Genomic DNA, 18,675 nt, shown 5'->3' with positions numbered 1-18,675 from the left:
TTTGCGTAAGCATCAACGATAGAGCGGGCTGCCGAGGGCAGCCCGCTCCGGGTGGCGAGGCGTGAGCCGTCGACTCAGTCCTCGTCGTCGAAGTCCCCCTTGAACTTGGGATTGGGCTTCGAGCGCGGGTCCTCCTCGCCGGCGCGGCTCTGCTCGCCGGAGCGGGGCTGGCCGCCGGGGCGCCCGTCGATATCGAAGTCCTGCTGCATGAGGCGCAGGTTGGCCGGGGGCGCCTCGCCCTCCTTGCCGACCCCGAAGTAGAGGGTGGTGTGGGGGAAGGGGATCTCGATGCCCTGGGCGTCGAAGTGCAGCTTGACCAGGCGGTTGTAGGCGCGACCCACGGCCCACTGGTTGCCGGGGGTGGTCTTGATGCGCACCCGGATGTTCACCGAGCTGTCGGCCAGCGCGGTGACGCCGGCCACCTCCAGCGGGGCGAGGATGTTCATCCTGTGCTCCTCGCTGGCCGCCAGCTCGTCGAAGGCCTCGCGCAGTGCGATGATCGCCCCGTCGATGCTCTCGCGGTAGGCGATGCCGTACTCGCCCACGTGGTAGCCGAACTCGCGCATATAGTTGGAGACGGTATCCACGCTGGAGAAGGGCACGATGTGATAGGTGCCGTTGACGTCGCGGATGCCCACCGAGCGAATGCTCAGGCGCTCGGCGGTGCCGGTGATGCCGCCCACCGTAACCACGTCGCCGGTGTTCATGGCGTTCTCCACCTGTATGAAGATGCCAGTGATGATGTCCTGGACCAGCTTCTGGGCGCCGAAGCCGATGGCCAGGCCCAGCACACCGGCACCGGCGATCAGCGGGCCGATATTGATGCCGATCTCGGCCAGCACGATCATGGTGGTGATGGTGACCAGGGCGATGGCCAGGGCGTTGCGGAACAGGGTCAGCAGCGTCTTGGCGCGGGCATCGGGCTCGCCGGTGCCGGTCTCGGGATTGAGCTTGTGCTCGATCAGGCTGGCCAGCGCCAGCCAGACGCCGATGGCGAACGCCAGGATCACCCCCACGCTGACCAGCTTACCGATCAGCGTGCTGCCCGCCTCCGAGGCGTACCAGGCCGCCAGGTCGAAGGCCCCCCAGGCGTTGAGTACCAGCATGATCACCAGCACCAGGATGACGGTGCGGATCGCCCTCAGGGCGTTGGGCACGTAGCTGTTGAGGCGCGGCTCGAGCAGCGGCAGCTTGCGGCGCAGGTCATCGGAGAGGCGGATGCGCCGGCCGATGGTCTGGGTCAGGAAGCTGGAGAGCAACAGCCCCACCACCACCGCGGCGATGGTTCTCAGGGTGGCGAAGAGCACGAAGGGCAGCGCATCCACCGGGCGCGTCAGGGTCACCACCAGCACCATGGTGAAGTAGGCCAGGGCGAAGAGGTGCCAGGTGCGGGCGAACAGCTGCAGCGAGATGCGACTGGCGGCCATGGTGCTCCGGCGCGCCTTGTCGTTGATGGCGTTGCGCAGCCGCAGGCGGTTCTTGAGCACCACGATCACCGCATAGAGGTAGGCGCCCACCATGATCAGGGTGCCGACGGTCTGACCCAGGGCGGCCGAAATGTAGAAGTTGACCAGCGGTACCACCACCATCAGGCCATAGCCCACCAGGCCGATCAGACGGGCGATCCAGCGGTTCCAGTAGGAGGCCTCCTCTGAGGTGATGGGCAGCAGGCGCAGCCCCTCGTAGCGGGAGGCGAAGAGCATGCGCACCGCCGCCTTGAGCAGCTCGATCACCAGGAAGGCGTTGAGGAACAGCGAGGCGCGGGTGGAGAGCTCGCCGGTCTCGCCGATGGCGAAGGTGGCGATCAGGTTGCCGCCCAGGTAGGCGAAGGCCACGATCAGCACGTCGACCACGGCGGCCAGGGCCACGCAGATCACCAGGCGCAGCACCCGGGTCAGGCCGTCGCCGGTAAGCGACCACTGGCTGATCCCGGCGAACAGCGGCTTGGCCAGGCGCCGGAAGCCGACGAAGAGCACCAGGGTGGCGAGGATCACCAGGCCCAGGTTGATGGTGGCATTGGTGAAGGCCGCCATGTCGAAGTCGGTGTCCAGGTCGCCGCTTGCCATGTTGCGCAGCACGTCCAGGGCACTACCCAGCTGGCCCCCGATATCGCTGGCGACCCGGCTGGTGATCTCGGCCAGCTGGCGCGGCAGGGAGGGCGTGGCCTCCTCCGGGGGGGGCTCGGCGGCGGGCGTCTCGGCCATGCCACGCAGCTGGTCGATCAGCTGCTGGCGGGTCTGCTCGTCCTCGAGCAGGTCGGCCAGGGTGGCGTTGGCCGGCCGGTCACCCGCGTCGGCCGGCTGGGCCTGGACCGGGCCGGCCAGCGCCAGCAGGGCGACCAGCAGCCAACCGAGCAGCAGGGGAAGGGATCGCATGGGGTTCACGCTGTGACCTCCGTCTCTTGGCGTGTGGGGCGAGGTGTCGTGTCGGGGGGGCCGATCATGCTGTCGGCATGATACTGACTTTGCTCGTTGACAACACCCGGGTTGTCGCAGCGCCGTAGCGTTGTACAGGTCATGTATATCGTCGCCGCTGGGCGACGACCGGCACGGCCAGGGCCTGGGGCGGCGGCGGGCCGGCGAAGATGCTCAGGGCTCGGGGATCTGCCAGCGCTCCGGGCATTCGGCGGCCGGGTAGAGGCGCTGGGCGGTGGCGCCGCTCTGCCGCGCCACCAGCGGCGTCCTGCCGGCGTCGAGGGCGGCCATCAGTCCCTCCCCGGGGTGGCGCACCGTCAGCAGGGCCAGGTCTTCGCGGTGGCTAACCGCCCCGCACGCATTCAGCCGCTCCAGCAGGGGGGCGAGCCGCTCCTCCTGGCGGTTCACCACCAGGCGCAGCCGCTGCGCCTCCACCTCGAGCAGGTTGGCATTGAGCCCCTGTTCGGCCAGGGCGTTCAGGGCGTCGGCCATCAGGCCCGCCTCGATGAAGCCGCCCTCCCGGTCGCTCACCTCGAGCAGTACCTGTTCGTCGCGCAGGATCAGGGCGGGCTGGTGATCCCCGTCGCCCGGCTCCGGGCCGATGGTGCTCGGCGGGACCTCGGGCTCCAGGAAGGAGCGTACCGTCAGCGGGATGCCGGCGCGCTGCAGCGGGGCCAGGGTGCGGGGGTGGATCACCTTGGCGCCGTGCCAGGTCTGCTCCAGGGCCTCGGCGTAGCTGATCCGCCGGATCTGCCGGGCATTGGGGAAGCGTCGCGGGTCGGCGTTGAAGAGCCCCGGCACGTCCTTCCAGATGGTCAGTCCCTCGGCGGCCAGGGCCTCGGCGAGGATCGCCGCGCTGAAGTCGGAGCCCTCGCGGCCCAGGGTGGTCATGGCCCCCGCCGGGGTGGCGCCGATAAAGCCCTGAGTCAGCAGCAGCGCCTCGTCCCGGGCGGCGGCTCCCGTGATGCGCGCCCGGGTCGCCGACCAGTTGATCCTGGCGGCCTGGTGGCGGTCGTCGGTGACGATCAGCTCGCGGGCGTCGCACCAGCGGGTCGCCACCCCCTGGGCGTTCAGCCAAGCGGCCAGCAGGGTGGTGGAGAGCAGCTCCCCGAAGCCCACCGTCTGGTCGTAGTGGAAGGGGTAGGAGGCCTGGCGGTGGGCGGCGTGGGCGGCGTCCAGCTCATCGACAAGCCGAGACAGCTCGGCCGCCACCCGGCTGTCCGGGCCGAACAGCGCCTCGGCCACGGCCAGGTGGTCGTCGCGGATCGCCGTCAGCCGCTGGCGATAGTCCGCCTCGTCCTGCTCCCGGGCTGCCGCGAGAAGCGCCTCCAGGGCGTTGGTGGTCTTGCCCATGGCCGAGACCACCAGGGCGCGGGGGCGCTCGACCCCCTCGGCGAGCAGCGTGCCCAGTCGGCGAAAGGCATCGGCGTCCTGGATCGAGGCGCCGCCGAACTTGTAGACCTGGGGCATGACGGACTCCCTGAGCGATGGCTGTCCGTTCACCTTAGAGGCCAGGGCCGCGGCGGGGAAGGGGTGGTGCCTCTCGCGGGCAGCGTCGATCGTCCGGGGCCAGAACGCCGTGAAGCCCCACGAGGGGGCTTCAGGGGGTGCTGCAGCGGTGGGGCGGGCGGCTCAGCTGAGCCGCTGCATGTAGTCCACGTAGCCGAAGGTCTTGACCGTGCGCACCGCGCGGCTCTTCTCGTCGATGCGACAGATCGACGGCAGGCGGATGCCGTTGAAGGTGGTGGTCTTGACCATGGTGTAGTGGGCCATGTCGGTGAACACCAGGCGGTCGCCGATGGCGAGCGGCGCCTCGAAGGAGTAGTCGCCGATCACGTCGCCGGCGAGGCAGGTCATGCCCCCCAGGCGATAGGTGTGGGCCTTCTCGAACGGCTCGCCGCCGCCGATGATCTGCGGTCGGTAGGGCATCTCCAGCACGTCGGGCATGTGCGCGGTGGCGGAGGTGTCGAGGATGGCGATGGGCCCCTCGTTCTCGACGATATCCAGCACCGTGCAGACCAGGTAGCCGGTGTTGAGCGCGATCGCCTCGCCGGGTTCCAGGTAGACCGTCAGGTGCGGATGGCGCGCCTTGAAGTCACGGACCACCCTTACCAGCCGCTCGACGTCGTAGTCGGCGCGGGTGATATGGTGCCCGCCGCCGAAGTTGACCCACTTCAGGCCGGCGAGGTAGTGCCCGAACTTCGCCTCGAAAGCCGCCAGGGTCGACTCCAGGTCGTCGCTGTTCTGCTCGCACAGGGTGTGGAAGTGCAGCCCCTCGAGCCCTTCCATTACCTCGGGGAGGAGGTCCGCCGCCCGGGTGCCGAGCCGCGAGCCCGGCGCGCAGGGGTCGTAGAGCGGCACCGAACCGGTGGAGTGCTCCGGATTGACCCGCATGCCGCAGGAGACCCGGCGGGGCGCTTCCGCGATGGTCTCGCGAAAGCGCCGCCACTGGCCCGGGGAGTTGAAGCTCAAATGGTCCGCATAGCGCAGCACCACGGCCATCTCCTCCTCGGTGAAGGCCGGCGAGTAGCAGTGCACCTCGCCGCCGAAGGTCTCGGCGCCGAGCCGCGCCTCGTCCTGGCCGCTGGACGTGGTGCCCACCAGGTACTGGCGGATCATGGGGAAGCAGTCCCACATGGCGAAGCCCTTCAGCGCCAGCAGGATCCTCGCGCCGCTGCGTTCCTGGACCTGCCCGAGCAGCTCCAGGTTGCGGCGCAGCAGGGCGTCGTCCACCACATAGGCCGGCGACGGGCAGGCGTGGATGTCGAAAGGGTAGGCCTTGTCTGCCATCGTGGCTTAGCCCAGCAGGTCGACGTCGGGGTCGAGCTCGACCATCTGCCAGGGCAGGCCCATCTCGCCAATGCGCGCCATGAAGGGGTCGGGGTCGAGCTGCTCGACGTTGAACACGCCCGCGCCCTTCCAGATCCCTTCCAGCATCAGCATGGCGCCGGTCACCGCCGGCACGCCGGTGGTGTAGGAGATCGCCTGGGACTTCACCTCGGCGTAGCACTGCTCGTGGTCGCAGATGTTGTAGATGTACACCTTGCGCCGCTTACCGTCCTTGATGCCGTCGGCGATGATGCCGATGTTGGTCTTGCCCTTGGTGCGCGGGCCCAGCGAGGCCGGGTCGGGCAGCACCGCCTTGAGGAACTCCAGCGGGGCAATCCTGGCGCCGCCCACCTCGATCGGCTCGATGCGGGTCATGCCGACGTTCTCGAGCACCTTGAGGTGGGTGATGTACTTGTCGGAGAAGGTCATCCAGAAGCGGATGCGCTCCAGGCCCTTGATGTTCTGGCTGAGGGACTCGAGCTCCTCGTGGTAGAGCAGGTAGATGTCCTTCTCGCCGATGCCGTCGAAGTCGAAGGTGCGCTTCACCGCCAGCGGGTCGGTCTCCTTCCACTCGCCCTTCTCCCAGTAGCGCCCCTTCGCGGTGATCTCACGAATGTTGATCTCCGGGTTGAAGTTGGTGGCGAAGGGGTAGCCGTGGTCGCCGCCGTTGGCGTCCAGGATGTCGATGCGGTGGATCTCGTCGAACAGGTTCTTCTGGGCGTAGGCGCAGTAGATGTTGGTCATGCCCGGGTCGAAGCCGCAGCCCAGGGTGGCCATGTTGCCGGCCGCCTGGTAGCGGTCCTGGAAGGCCCACTGCTCCTTGTACTCGAACTTCGCCTCGTCGGGGTGCTCGTAGTTGGCGGTGTCCAGATAGGGCACGCCGGTCTTCAGGCAGGCCTCCATGATGGTCAGGTCCTGATAGGGCAGGGCCACGTGGATCAGCACGTCGGGCTTGAACGACTCGATCAGCGCCACCAGCTCGTCGACGCTGTCGGCGTCCACCCGGGCGGTCTGGATCGGGCGATCCAGCTGGGCGGCGATCGCCTGGCACTTCGCCTCGTTACGGCTGGCCAGCAGGATCTCGCTGAAGATCTCGGGATGCTGGGCGCACTTGTGGGTCACCACACCGCCGACGCCGCCGGCGCCGATAATCAGGACTTTGCTCATGGGGTTTCGAATCCAGATCGGGAAATGTCAACAGTGGTAGGGTCTTATCGGTAGTGAAGCGCCTCGGCGCCCCCGACCCGATGCCACCCCGGTCTTGGCCCTCGCCCGGCTCCCCGGGAGGGGGGTAGACGAGTGGGCGCTGATAATGGCGCCCCCTGAGGCTGGTATCAAGTGGTTTTCGCGTCAAGGGTTAGACGAAGGTCGCGGCCGGGGTGTCAGCAGGCTGGCCGGGTATCGTGACAGTCTGGCGATGGGCACTAGGGGCGAAGCAAGGTGACGATTCACTAACCCGGATGCCCTCCGCTGTGCCGTTTCAGCCAGCGCTGCCCCTTGGGCGTCAGGCGATAGCGTTGTGTCGGGCTGCGAGGGGCTCCAGGTTGGGTACGCTCGATCCACGCTGCCTCCAGGGCGGGGTTGAGGTAGTTGTCACGAAAGGTCGGCCGGTGGGAGAGTCCCATCGCCTGCATCAGTTCCTGGCTGCCCCGTTCGCCGGTGCCAAGGGCGCGGAGCAGGGCGGCAACTTGGTCGGTTACTTGGTCGGTGCCCGCTGCCTCGTGAATCGCATCGCGCAGGGCGAGGAGCATGAACTCGATGAACGGCGCGGCATCCGCTTGTTCATCGGCCTGTGCCAGGGCCTGGTAATAGGCCCCCTGGCGGTCGCGCATCACGGACTCGACCGGAAGGTATGCCAGCAGGGGTTTCCAGCTGCGCAGGATCAAGGTTTGCCATAGCCGGCCCATGCGGCCGTTGCCATCGGCAAAGGGGTGGATGAACTCAAATTCATAGTGAAAAATGCAGCTGGCCACCAGAGGGTGCTCGTGGCTGCCGTCGAGCCAGGCCAGCAGGTCGTCCATCAGCGTCGGGACTCTGTTGGCCGGTGGCGCCATGTGTACCAACTGCTCGCCCAGGTAGATGCCGACTCCCCCCGAGCGGTATCGGCCGGCCTCGTCTACCAGGCCTCTCATCAGCAGCGCGTGTGCAGCCAGCACATCCTTCTCGGAGCCTGGGGTCCAGTCCTCCATGGCTTCGTAGGCGGCAAAGGCATTGAGGACTTCCTGGATCTCGCGGGGGTGTCCCAGCACCCGCTTGCCCTCGATCACCGCTGTGACCTGTTCCAGGGTCAGGGTATTGTTCTCGATGGCCAATGACGCCTGGATGGTGCGGATGCGATTCTCACGGCGCAGGCGAGGCGTCAGGTCCTGCTCCGCCAGGGCGCTGTAGCGACCGATGGCTTCGCTGATCTCGGCGACAAGATTCAGCATCGCCGGGGTCAGGGTGTAGGGCGGACGGTAGGGGCTCATGGAGCAGCCTCTCTGGGGGAGAGATGCCGCTCAGCCGGCGGCTCGCAAAACGAAAAAAGCACCCGTAGGTGCTTGATTCGTCGACTTGTGTGGTGGAGGCGGCGGGAATTGAACCCGCGTCCGCCAGCACTCGCCCATTGGCTCTACATGCTTAGGTTCCGTCATTTGGTTTAGCGTCTCTGGCTCCGACGGTCAGGATCCAGCAACGCGATTCTTCAGAGTTTTAACAACTGACGTGAAGACGCCGCCAGTTGCGATCCCATCAATCGTCGCTCGTATCCCCGCCGTGATGAATGGGCACATCACTTTGGGGCCGGACTAGAAGCTAGCGGCTGTTAAGCTGCCAGCGCGCCCTGAGCGTAGTTGTCGTCGTTTGCGACTATTCAATTGTGATGTTGGATTTACGAGATACATCACGCTCTCGGCATGCACCGCAGGGGTTGTCACCGGCGTCGAAACCATGTCGCCCCCTCATCGCGCATCCTAACAGGATGTGCGGCTTTGTGACAGGTCAGGCGCGGTTTTGTTCCCGCATCACCCGGCCCTTCTGTCGCTGCCAGTCGCGGTCCTTCTCGGTGGCCCGCTTGTCGTGCAGCTTCTTGCCCGTCACCAGCGCCAGCTCACACTTCACCCGGTTGCCCTTCCAGTAGAGCTTCAGCGGCACGCAGGTGTGGCCCTTGTCCTGGGTGCGCGAGAAGATCTTGGCGATCTCCTTGCGGTGCAGCAGCAGCTTGCGGGTCCGCGTCGGGTCGGCCACCTCGTGGGTGCTGGCGGTGTTGAGCGGCATGATATGGCTGCCCAGCAGCCAGGCCTCACCGCCCTTGATCAGGATGTAGGTATCGGTGAGCTGGGCCTTGCCGGCGCGTAGGCTCTTCACCTCCCAGCCGGCCAGCACCAGGCCCGCCTCGAACACCTCGTCGATGTGGTATTCGAAGCGCGCCTTCTTGTTCAGGGCGATGACGTTGCTGCCGGGCCCCTTGCCCTTGCCTTTCTTGTTGGCCATGAAACCTCGTGTCTGTCCGTGCCTGTGGCGGCTTGCCCTTCGATATGGAGGGAAGCGTGATACCATTCAAGGCCTGAAATAACGGCTCATGATACGCCCTGGGCACTGTGAAGTCAGCGGAGAGCTCAATGCCAACGGTCAACCGAACCGCCATGGTGCGGCATACCCCCCAGGAGATGTTCGACCTGGTCAACGACTTCGAACGCTATCCGGAGTTCCTGCCGGGCTGCCGACGCGCGCGGCTGCTCGAGCGCGACGACTCCCACCTGATCGGCGAGATGACCCTGGGTCGGGCCGGCATCGAGCAGAGCATCGCCACCCGCAACGACCTCATCGAGCCGGAGCGCATCGAGATGTCGCTGGTCAGCGGCCCCTTCAAGCGGCTGCGCGGCCGCTGGCTGTTCATACCCATGGGCGAGAACACCTGCAAGGTGTGCCTGGAGATGGAGTTCGAGTTTGCCAGCCGCCTGCTGGGCATGGCATTCGGCAAGCTCTTCCAGCAGGTCGCGGGACAGCTGGTGGACTCCTTCACCCGCCGGGCCGACGACCTCTACGGGCGCTGAGCCATGGCCGAGATCCCGGTGGAGGTGGCCTTCGCCCTGCCCGAACGTCAGGCCGTGGTGGCCCTGAGCGTGCCCCTGGGGACCACGGCCCGGGAGGCCGTGGCGCTGGCCGACCTGCCGGCGCACTTCCCCGAGCTGCCCCGCGACACCTTCGATCAGGCCGACCTGGGGATCTTCGGCAGGCGGCTGCGCGAACCGAGCGACCAGCGCCTGCGGGCCGGCGACCGGGTGGAGATCTATCGCCCGCTGACGATCGACCCCATGGCGGCCAGGCAGGCCCGAGCGGCCCGCGAGAAAGGCTGACGCCCCGCGCGGCAGGGCCGCAGCGGGGCGTCATGATCGGCGCCGGCTTGGCTCAGAAGTCGCTGGCCGGCTCGCCGCCCATGGGCACCGTGGCGCCGCCCTCGGGCTGAGGCTCCGGGGTCGGGGTGGCGTCCAGCGGGTCCGCGCCTTCCACCTGGGGGCCGGCGCCCTCGATGGTGCGCAGCTCGATATCGCGCTCCAGGTCGCCCTCGCGCTGGATATCCACCAGGCGGTTGCCGTCGAAGGTGAGGGTCACGCGGCGGCGCTCCACCCCGGCGTAGGCCTCGTCGAGGCGGAACACATAGTCCCACTGGTTGGCATCGAAGGGCGCCTCCAGCAGCGGGCGACCCATCACGTAGACCACGTCGTCGCGGGTCATGCCCGGCCGCAGCTGCTCCACCATCTCGGCGGTCACCAGGTTGCCCTGGGGGATGTCGCGCTTGTAGACCCCGAAGTAGCCACAGCCGCTGACCATCAGCAGCGCCGCCGAAAGGGTGACGATTCTAGTCAACTTTTGCATTTGCGCCTGTTCTTCACTATCGTGGATTCGGTCGATCATACCCGACCCTACCCGTTACTGCGAAGAGTGACCATGGCCGACCAGAACCATGAATTGCGCAAGGCCGGTCTGAAGGTGACCCTGCCCCGCGTGAAGATCCTGCAGATCCTGGAGAACGTGCAGGGCGAGCATCACCTGAGCGCCGAAGACGTCTACAAGACCCTGCTGGAAGCCGGCGAGGACGTGGGCCTGGCCACCGTCTATCGCGTGCTGACCCAGTTCGAGTCGGCGGGCCTGGTGGTGCGCCACAACTTCGATGGCGGTCACGCCGTCTTCGAGATCTCCCAGGAGGACCACCACGACCATATGGTGTGCCTGGAGAGCGGCGAGATCATCGAATTCTTCGACGAGACCATCGAGCGCCGCCAGCAGGAGATCGCCGAGGAGCATGGCTTCGAGCTCGTCGACCATGCGCTGGTGCTCTATGTGCGGCCGCGCGGCTCCCGCGTGACCCGCCAGGACGGCCCGGCGAAGAAGTAGGCGAACGCGAGGCACCGCGACTGTCTCAGCAAGCGGCCCCGATCCTGGATCGGGGCCGCTTGCCGTTGTGACGGGCTCAGTGGTGCGGGCGCTGGCTGGCGTCGAGCATCTCCCGGGCGTGGGCCGGGGGTATCGAGAGTGCTCGGAGAGGTTGCATCCTTTCAGTGGTGCGGGCGCTGGCTGGCGTCGAGCATCTCCCGGGCGTGGGCCAGGGTGCGCTCGGAGAGGTTGACCCCACCCAGCATGCGGGCCAGCTCGCCGACCCGGCCGGCCTCGTCGAGCAGCGCCATGCGGGTGAGCGTGGTGTCGCGCTCGGCCTGCTTCTCGATATGCAGGTGCCGGTGGGCCTGGGCCGCCACCTGGGGCAGATGGGTCACGGTCATCACCTGGCCCTGCTCGCCCAGGCGGCGCAGCAGCTGGCCGACGATCTCGGCGGTGGCCCCGGAGACGCCCACGTCCACCTCGTCGAACACCAGGCTGGGGATGGTGGAGTGGCGGGCGGCCACCACCTGGATCGCCAGGCTGATGCGCGACAGCTCCCCCCCGGAGGCCACCCGGGCCAGCGGCCGGGCCGGCTGGCCCGGGTTGGCGCTGATCAGGAAGCGCGCCCCCTCCAATCCCTCGGCGGCCGGGGTCTCTCGCGCCAGCAGCTCCACCTCGAAGCGCGCCTTGCCCATGGCCAGGAAGGCGAGCTGCTCCTGCACCGCCTGGCCGAAGCGCCCGGCGGCCTGGCGCCGTGCCTCGCCGACCTGGCGGGCCTGGGTGCGCCAGCGCTCGCGCAGGGCGTCGACCTTGGCCTCCAGTGCCTCGAGGTCCTCCTCGCCGCCCTCCAGGCCCGCCAGCTCGCCCTGCAGGCGCTGGTGCAGGGTGGTGAGCTCCTCGGGCATCACATGGTGCTTGCGGGCCAGGCGGTGGACCTCGCCGAGGCGCTCCTCGACCCAGGCCAGGCGCTCCGGGTCGAGCTCGGTGGCCTCGGCAACGTGGTGCAGCTCCCGGGCCGCCTCCTCGACCTGGATGCGGGCGTCGCCGAGCATGGTGAGCGCCTCGGCCACACGGCCGCGGTCGCTGCCGGGCAGCGCCGAGAGGCGGTTGATCGCCCGGGTGAGCAGGGTCATGGCGCCGCCCTCGTCGCCGTCGCAGCACTCGGCGGCGAACTGCGCCTCGCGCAGGCGCTCCTCGGCGTGGGCCAGCGCCTCCTGCTCCTCTTCCAGGGAGCCCAGCTCGCCCTCGGCCAGGGCCAGCTGGTCGAGCTCCTCGACCTGGTAGCGCACCAGCTGGCGGCGGGCGGCGAGTTCGTCGCCGTCCTCGGCCAGCCGCTTGAGGCGGCGCCGGGCGGCCTGCCAGGCGCGGAAGGTCTCGGCCATCTCGGCCACTGCCTCGCGGTGGCCGGCGAAGTCGTCGAGCAGGCGCAGGTGGGTCTCCTCGCGCAGCAGCGCCTGGTGGGCGTGCTGGCCATGGACCTCGATGAGCCGCTCGCCCAGCGCCTTGAGGTCGGCCACGGTGGCCGGCTGGCCGTTGATCCACGCCTTGGAGCGGCCGCCCGCGCTCACCACGCGGCGCAGCAGGCAGTCGTCGTCGGGCAGCTCCCGGATGGCCAGCCAGGCGCGGGCCTCGGGCAGCGCGGCGATGTCGAAGCGGGCGCTGAGGTCGGCGCGCTCGGCGCCGTGGCGCACGCTGCCGGCATCGGCGCGCTCTCCCAGGCAGAGCCCCAGGGCCCCGAGCAGGATCGACTTGCCGGCGCCGGTCTCGCCGGTGATGGCGGTCATGCCGCCGGCGAGCTCCAGCTCCAGGTGATCGACGATGGCGAAGTCGCGAATGGCAAGCTCTGTCAGCATGAGGCCTCCCGGGAGTCGATACGCCCTGCTCGGGCTACTGGGTATCCATCCACTATGTGTGCGTTTATACAGTAGTCCAGAGTGCCCCACAATGCACGGTCGCCGGCCTCGCCTTGAGTTCCCGTCTCCCGTCCCCATATACCCGGCAGACTCGTGATATCCCGTCATTCATTGTCGAGCCGGCGACCCTGGGTCGCCGCCTCCCTGTCAGGAGAGACCCATGGCCAGAGATACCCAGACTCCGCTGGACGATGAGCTTGCCCGCCGTGAGCAGGAGGCCGAACCGCAGCCGGTAGAGGGCGAGCTGGAGGAGGCCGTCGAGGCGGCCGAGCAGGCCGAGGCCGCCGCCGAGGGGAGCGACAGCCCCGAGGCCGCCGCCGAGACGAGCGACAGCCCCGAGGCCGCCGCCGAGACGAGCGACAGCCCCGAGGTCGCCGCCGAGACGAGCGACAACCCCGAGGCCGATGTGCTGGCCGCCCGCGTCGAGGAGCTGGAGGCGAGCGTCGCCGAGGCCAAGGACCAGGCGCTGCGCGCCGCCGCCGAGGCCCAGAACGTGCGCCGCCGCGCCGAACAGGAGGCCGAGAAGGCCCGCAAGTTCGCCCTGGAGAAGTTCGTCAAGGAGCTATTGCCGGTGGTGGACAGCCTGGAGAAGGCGCTGGAGGCCATGGGCGAGGAGGCCAACGAGGCCCACCGCGAGGGCGTCGCCATGACGCTGAAGATGCAGCTCGACGTGCTGGGCAAGTTCGGCGTGGAGATGCTGGAGCCGGCCGGCGAGCCCTTCGATCCGCAGTACCACGAGGCCATGGCCATGGTGCCCAACCCGGAACTCGACCCCAACACCGTGATGGAGGTGTTCCAGAAGGGCTGCCTGCTCAATGGGCGCCTGGTGCGCCCGGCCATGGTGGTGGTGAGTCAGGCTGCCGGCTGAGCCGCAACAAATCCTGGCCGCGGGGCTTGAAATGGCATCCGCGGCCCCCAGATAGACGTCAACTCCGCGGCGCAGGCCGCAGAACACCATTCCGGATACACTGCAACGACTTTTCGAGGACTTCCTATGGGACGCATCATCGGTATTGACCTGGGGACCACCAACTCCTGTGTCGCCGTGCTCGACGGCGACAGCGCCAAGGTGATCGAGAACGCCGAGGGCGCACGCACCACGCCGTCCATCATCGCCTACACCGATGATGGCGAGACCCTGGTGGGGCAGTCGGCCAAGCGCCAGGCGGTCACCAATCCGACCAACACCCTCTATGCCATCAAGCGCCTGATCGGCCGTCGCTTCAAGGACGACGTCGTCCAGAAGGACATCAAGATGGTGCCCTACAAGATCACCGAGGCCGACAACGGCGACGCCTGGGTGGAGGTGAAGGGCAAGAAGCTGGCGCCGCCGCAGGTCAGCGCCGAAGTGCTTAAGAAGATGAAGAAGACCGCCGAGGACTACCTGGGCGAGCCCGTCACCGAGGCGGTGATCACCGTGCCGGCCTACTTCAACGACAGCCAGCGTCAGGCCACCAAGGATGCCGGGCGCATCGCCGGCCTCGAGGTCAAGCGCATCATCAACGAGCCCACCGCGGCGGCGCTGGCCTACGGCATGGACAAGGCCCGCGGCGACAAGACCATCGCGGTCTACGACCTGGGCGGCGGCACCTTCGACATCTCCATCATCGAGGTGGCGGACGTCGACGGCGAGACCCAGTTCGAGGTGCTGGCCACCAACGGCGACACCTTCCTGGGTGGCGAAGACTTCGATATGCACCTGATCAACTACCTGGTCGATCAGTTCAAGGCCGACAGCGGCATCGACCTCTCCGGCGACAACCTGGCCATGCAGCGCCTCAAGGAAGCCGCCGAGAAGGCCAAGATCGAGCTCTCCAGCGCCCAGCAGACCGACGTCAACCTGCCCTACATCACCGCCGACCAGACCGGGCCCAAGCACCTCAACGTCAAGGTGACCCGGGCCAAGCTGGAGTCGCTGGTGGAGGATCTGGTGCAGCGCTCCCTGGCGCCCTGCAAGATCGCCCTCAAGGACGCCGGCCTGTCGGCCTCCGAGATCGACGACGTCATCCTGGTGGGCGGCCAGACCCGCATGCCCATGGTCCAGCAGAAGGTGGCCGACTTCTTCGGCAAGGAAGCGCGCAAGGACGTCAACCCGGACGAGGCGGTGGCCGTGGGCGCGGCGATCCAGGGCGGCGTGCTGGGCGGCGACGTCAAGGACGTGCTGCTGCTCGACGTCACCCCGCTGACCCTGGGCATCGAGACCCTGGGCGGCGTGATGACCCCGCTGATCGAGAAGAACACCACCATCCCGACCAAGAAGACCCAGACCTTCTCGACCGCGGATGACAACCAGACCGCCGTGACCATCCACGTGCTGCAGGGCGAGCGCAAGCAGGCGGGCGGCAACAAGTCGCTGGGCCGCTTCGACCTGGCCGACATCCCGCCGGCGCCGCGCGGCGTGCCGCAGATCGAGGTCGCCTTCGACCTGGACGCCAACGGCATCCTGCACGTCTCCGCCAAGGACAAGGCCACCGGCAAGGAGCAGTCGATCGTCATCAAGGCCTCCAGCGGCCTCTCCGACGATGAGATCGAGCAGATGGTCCGCGACGCCGAGGCCCACGCCGACGAGGACAAGAAGTTCGAGGAGCTGGTGGCGCTGCGCAACCAGGCCGACGGCATGGTCCACGCCGCCCGCAAGACCGTGCAGGAGGCCGGCGAGCACGCCAGCGAGGACGAGAAGCAGGCCATCGAGAGCGCCGCCAAGGAGCTCGAGGAGGCGATCAAGGGGGATGACAAGGACGACATCCAGGCCAAGCTGGACAAGCTGACCGAGGCCTCCGGCAACCTGGCGCAGAAGATGTACGCCGCCCAGGCCGAGGCCGCCCAGCAGGCTGGCGGTGAGGCCGGCGAGGCCGGCGCCAAGCCGGAAGATGACGTGGTCGACGCCGAGTACGAAGAAGTCAACGACGACCAGAAGAAGCAGTAAACCACGCATCTGATTCACGGATGACGCCAGCGCGGGGGCCTGACTCCCGCGTTGGTGTTTCCGCGGTACCGCGACGGAGGCGGACAGACCGATGTCCAAACGTGACTATTACGAGGTGCTGGGCGTAGAGCGCGGGGCCGATCAGAAAGAGATCAAGAAGGCCTACCGGCGGCTCGCCCAGAAGTTTCACCCGGACCGCAACCCGGACGATGACAGCGCCGCCGAGAAATTCCGCGAGGTCTCCGAGGCCTACGAGGTCCTGACCGACAGCGAGAAGCGCGCGGCCTACGACCAGTTCGGCCATGCCGGCGTCGACGGCCAGGCCGGCGGCTTCGGCGGCGGTGGCTTCGGCGGCGCCGGGGCCGGCGGCTTCAGCGACATCTTCGGCGATGTGTTCGGCGACATCTTCGGCGGGGGCGGCGGGCGTCGCCACCCCAACGCCCCGGCCCGCGGCAGCGACCTGCGCTACAACCTCGAGCTGGACCTCGAGAGCGCCGTGGCCGGCACCAGCGTGGACATCCGCGTGCCGCGCCACGTGGAGTGCGAGCGCTGCGATGGCGAGGGCGCCGAGCCGGGTTCCAGCAAGGAGACCTGCCCGACCTGTGCCGGCCACGGCCAGGTGCGCATGCAGCAGGGCTTCTTCGCCGTGCAGCAGACCTGCCCGACCTGTCACGGCAGCGGCGTGCATATCAAGGTGCCCTGCCACAAGTGCAACGGCGAGGGCCGCGTGCGCGAGACCCGCACCCTCTCGGTGAAGATTCCCGCCGGGGTGGACACCGGCGACCGCATTCGCCTCAACGGCGAGGGCGAGGCGGGCATGAACGGCGGGCCGCCCGGGGACCTCTACGTCCAGGTGCACATCAAGCCGCACCATATCTTCCAGCGCGACGGCAAGCACCTGCACTGCGAGGTGCCGATCAACTTCGTCGACGCCGCACTGGGCGGCGAGCTGGAGGTGCCGACCCTGGACGGCCGGGTGAAGCTCAAGATCCCGCCCGAGACCCAGACCGGCAAGCTCTTCCGGCTGCGCGGCAAGGGGGTGAAGCCGGTGCGCGGCGGCGCCCCCGGCGACCTGCTGTGCAAGGTGGTGGTGGAGACCCCGGTCAAGCTCAACGAGGAGCAGAAGGAGCTACTGCGCCAGTTCCAGGAGAGCCTCGGCGGCACCAACAGCGCCCACCACTCGCCCAAGAAGAGTGGCTTTTTCGACGGCGTGAAGAAGTTCTTCGAGGATATGAAGCCGTAAACGGCATCACGCCTCGCGGAGATCGACGGGCCCCGGCATCGCCAGATGCCGGGGCCCTCTCGTGTACGGTCTCAGCGCTGCAGGCGGTCCAGTCGCCAGGCCAGGGCCTCCTTGGCAGGATGCCACTGCGGGTCCCGGGGCAGCACCAGGGGTTGGCCGTCCAGCTCGCAGAGCCAGCGGTTGTCGGGCACCAGGGCGTCCACTGTAGGACTCAGGTGCCAGCGATGGTCGGGACCGGGGGCGATCAGGTGATTGTCCATGGCCCAGTGCAGGTTGGGCGTCAGCGCCAGGCCGTTGACGGGGCGGTCGTCCTGGCTCTCGGCGAAGGGGATCAGGTGGGCCGCCTCCACCAGATAGCGATAGTCCGGGGTGATATAGCGCAAGCGGCTCGCCGCGCAGCGGTAGTCGTAGGCCTCCAGTACCAGGGAGCGGAAGGCGGCGGAGCGGGCATACTGCTGCTGTGGTTCCTGGACACTGCCTCTTAGCCGCTCGGGATGCTTCTCGTAATCGCCGCTGGTCAATGCCGTCTCGAGATACTCGCCAACTCTGGAATAGGCATCTCCATCGGTGGCGAGGTAGGTGAAAGTCAGAAGTGCGCAGGCCTCTCTGGCAGTCGTGCTGTCTTCCAGGGCTGAAAACAGGGTGGGATCGAGGGAAGCGGCACAAAAGCGCTGCTCGAGCTGCTTCAAGGACTTCGGCTGGCCCATCTGATCGGCCAAGTCCCGAACAGCTGGGAGGTATTCGGGGCGCCAGAGAAGTCCGGTGGGCCCCTTTCTGTTCCTCAGGGCCCAGATCGGCATCCAGGGGCGGGCTCTATGCCGCTCACCCGTGGCTGTTTCGAAGATGTCATGGTAGCGGGCTATCAGGCGCGTATCGATCCGAACCAGCGGTGAAGTGATGTGGCCAGCCTGGATCTCGCAGATGATTGCCAGTAGCAAACAGGGTTGATGCGGTGCGGGTTGGCCACCTTTCCTGTCGACCCTAAGGCGAACCAGGCACTCCAGTGATTCCTCCATACGGTTTCCTTTCCTGACCTCGGAAGCTTTGGCTCACGTTACCACGCCGGCAGCGCTCGAGCGCCGGTCGCGGGTGCAGAAACGCACTCACTGCCCAGGCGGTGAGGTAGCTCCCGGTGACCCGGCTGATCGAACCCTTCGCTCTGCTGCAAGAGGCGCTTGGCGGCGGAGGCGGTGCCGTCATAGTCTGGAGGCTCATCGAGCGACGAGCGGAGGCGAGCATGCCCATTTCACGCGCGGAGATCGCCACCGAGTCCGGCGAGAAGCTGATTCGGCGGCTGTGCAAGCACTGGGCCCACAAGCTGGAGGTGGCGTACCAGGAGGGCGAGGGGCGGGTGACCTTTGAGGGCGGCACCTGCCTGATGCAGGTGGAGGAGGGCAAGCTGGTGGTGGCCATCGAGGCCCTGGACGAGGAGGGCCTGGACCGCCTGGAGGGCGTGGTGGCCAGCCACCTCGAGCGCATGGCCGGCGATGAGGTCCTGGAGATCATCTGGGAGAATTGAGCGTGGCGGTGTCCCCCCGCGCTGCCCACCTGGGCATGCTGCTCTGGGCGCTGCTGGTGGGGCTCTCCTTTCCCGCCGTGGGGCTGATGAGCGAGCTGCCGCCGCTCTCGCTCACGGCGCTGCGCTTCGCCATCGCCTGTGCCGGGCTCTGGTGGCTGGCCCGCCGCGCCCCGGGCTTCGTGCCGCCGCCGCGGGCACTGCCCCTCTATGGGCTGATGGGCCTCTGCCTGGCCGGCTTCTTCGGCGCCATGTTCTGGGCGGCCCACCACGCCACGGCCCTCTCCATGGCCACCCTCTACGTCACGGTGCCGCTGCTGGCCTTCCTGCTGGGGCTGGGATTCCGGGTGGAGCGTCGCGGCTGGCGCCTGCCGGCCATCCTGGGCCTGGGGGCGGCCGGCGCCCTGGGCCTGGCCTTCGCCGAGTCGCTGGGCGAGGCCGGCGGGCTGCGCTTCGGCCTCGGCGAGGCGGTGTTC

The 18,675-nt window shown here is 68.0% G+C and carries 17 protein-coding genes and 1 other RNA gene; 8 read left to right on the top strand and 10 right to left on the bottom strand.

What is annotated here, in order from left to right; translation table 11 throughout:
* Positions 1 to 74: 74 nt before the first annotated feature.
* The 7 genes from ybiO to smpB form a co-directional block, all read right to left on the bottom strand.
* On the bottom strand, positions 75 to 2,375 hold the full coding sequence (gene ybiO / locus J5F18_RS00365) for a mechanosensitive channel protein (protein WP_346300393.1): 2,301 nt from the start codon (positions 2,373 to 2,375) through the stop codon (positions 75 to 77).
* Positions 2,376 to 2,588: 213 nt separating this feature from the next.
* The gene (locus tag J5F18_RS00360) at positions 2,589 to 3,884 is read right to left on the bottom strand and encodes an aspartate kinase (protein WP_346300392.1); all 1,296 of its coding nucleotides are present in this window, start codon (positions 3,882 to 3,884) and stop codon (positions 2,589 to 2,591) included.
* Between the two features lie 162 nt (positions 3,885 to 4,046).
* A complete protein-coding gene (gene nspC, locus J5F18_RS00355) occupies positions 4,047 to 5,204 on the bottom strand; it encodes a carboxynorspermidine decarboxylase (RefSeq protein ID WP_346300391.1) in 1,158 nt (385 codons plus the stop codon).
* Positions 5,205 to 5,210: 6 nt separating this feature from the next.
* Entirely contained in the window at positions 5,211 to 6,410 is a 1,200-nt protein-coding gene (locus tag J5F18_RS00350) for a saccharopine dehydrogenase family protein (protein ID WP_346300390.1), read from the bottom strand.
* A 284-nt stretch (positions 6,411 to 6,694) separates the two neighbouring features.
* The gene (locus J5F18_RS00345; protein ID WP_346300389.1) at positions 6,695 to 7,711 is read right to left on the bottom strand and encodes a Fic family protein; all 1,017 of its coding nucleotides are present in this window, start codon (positions 7,709 to 7,711) and stop codon (positions 6,695 to 6,697) included.
* A gap of 90 nt (positions 7,712 to 7,801) precedes the next feature.
* Positions 7,802 to 8,182: a transfer-messenger RNA gene (gene ssrA / locus J5F18_RS00340) on the bottom strand.
* A gap of 40 nt (positions 8,183 to 8,222) precedes the next feature.
* Entirely contained in the window at positions 8,223 to 8,714 is a 492-nt protein-coding gene (gene smpB, locus J5F18_RS00335; RefSeq protein ID WP_346300388.1) for an SsrA-binding protein SmpB, read from the bottom strand.
* Between the two features lie 128 nt (positions 8,715 to 8,842).
* On the opposite strand from smpB, the gene J5F18_RS00330 reads away from it, so the two are divergent.
* Both J5F18_RS00330 and J5F18_RS00325 read left to right on the top strand, forming a co-directional pair.
* Entirely contained in the window at positions 8,843 to 9,277 is a 435-nt protein-coding gene (locus tag J5F18_RS00330) for a type II toxin-antitoxin system RatA family toxin (RefSeq protein ID WP_346300387.1), read from the top strand.
* A 3-nt stretch (positions 9,278 to 9,280) separates the two neighbouring features.
* On the top strand, positions 9,281 to 9,580 hold the full coding sequence (locus J5F18_RS00325) for an RnfH family protein (RefSeq protein WP_346300386.1): 300 nt from the start codon (positions 9,281 to 9,283) through the stop codon (positions 9,578 to 9,580).
* Between the two features lie 52 nt (positions 9,581 to 9,632).
* Here the strand turns inward: J5F18_RS00325 and J5F18_RS00320 are convergent, their stop codons facing one another.
* Positions 9,633 to 10,100 (bottom strand): outer membrane protein assembly factor BamE, encoded by a 468-nt coding sequence (locus J5F18_RS00320; protein ID WP_346300385.1) that lies wholly within the window; start codon positions 10,098 to 10,100, stop codon positions 9,633 to 9,635.
* 72 nt (positions 10,101 to 10,172) lie between these two features.
* Between J5F18_RS00320 and fur the strand changes: the two genes are divergently transcribed.
* The gene (gene fur, locus J5F18_RS00315) at positions 10,173 to 10,619 is read left to right on the top strand and encodes a ferric iron uptake transcriptional regulator (protein WP_346300384.1); all 447 of its coding nucleotides are present in this window, start codon (positions 10,173 to 10,175) and stop codon (positions 10,617 to 10,619) included.
* Between the two features lie 161 nt (positions 10,620 to 10,780).
* On the opposite strand, the gene recN is transcribed toward fur, so the two are convergent.
* Complete coding sequence (gene recN / locus J5F18_RS00310) at positions 10,781 to 12,454, bottom strand: DNA repair protein RecN (RefSeq protein ID WP_346300383.1); 1,674 nt, start codon at positions 12,452 to 12,454, stop codon at positions 10,781 to 10,783.
* A gap of 220 nt (positions 12,455 to 12,674) precedes the next feature.
* Here recN and grpE point away from each other — a divergent pair, with 220 nt between their 5' ends.
* From grpE to dnaJ, 3 genes are all read left to right on the top strand, one after another.
* Positions 12,675 to 13,382 (top strand): nucleotide exchange factor GrpE, encoded by a 708-nt coding sequence (gene grpE / locus J5F18_RS00305; protein WP_346300382.1) that lies wholly within the window; start codon positions 12,675 to 12,677, stop codon positions 13,380 to 13,382.
* Between the two features lie 126 nt (positions 13,383 to 13,508).
* Positions 13,509 to 15,440 carry a molecular chaperone DnaK gene (gene dnaK, locus J5F18_RS00300; RefSeq protein WP_346300381.1) on the top strand — a complete coding sequence of 644 codons (1,932 nt, stop codon included), beginning with the start codon at positions 13,509 to 13,511 and terminating at the stop codon, positions 15,438 to 15,440.
* 91 nt (positions 15,441 to 15,531) lie between these two features.
* A complete protein-coding gene (gene dnaJ / locus J5F18_RS00295; RefSeq protein ID WP_346300380.1) occupies positions 15,532 to 16,683 on the top strand; it encodes a molecular chaperone DnaJ in 1,152 nt (383 codons plus the stop codon).
* Positions 16,684 to 16,754: 71 nt separating this feature from the next.
* On the opposite strand, the gene J5F18_RS00290 is transcribed toward dnaJ, so the two are convergent.
* Positions 16,755 to 17,204, bottom strand: a complete 450-nt coding sequence (locus J5F18_RS00290; RefSeq protein WP_346300379.1) for an HNH endonuclease — start codon at positions 17,202 to 17,204, stop codon at positions 16,755 to 16,757.
* A gap of 716 nt (positions 17,205 to 17,920) precedes the next feature.
* Here J5F18_RS00290 and J5F18_RS00285 point away from each other — a divergent pair.
* Both J5F18_RS00285 and J5F18_RS00280 read left to right on the top strand, forming a co-directional pair.
* Entirely contained in the window at positions 17,921 to 18,202 is a 282-nt protein-coding gene (locus tag J5F18_RS00285; RefSeq protein WP_346300378.1) for a DUF2218 domain-containing protein, read from the top strand.
* Between the two features lie 2 nt (positions 18,203 to 18,204).
* On the top strand, positions 18,205 to 18,675 hold a 471-nt coding region (locus tag J5F18_RS00280; RefSeq protein ID WP_346300377.1), incomplete at its 3' end, for an EamA family transporter.

It is taken from the genome of Halomonas sp. BM-2019 (genome assembly GCF_017584085.1).
This window is presented reverse-complemented; position numbering and strand designations above follow the sequence as displayed.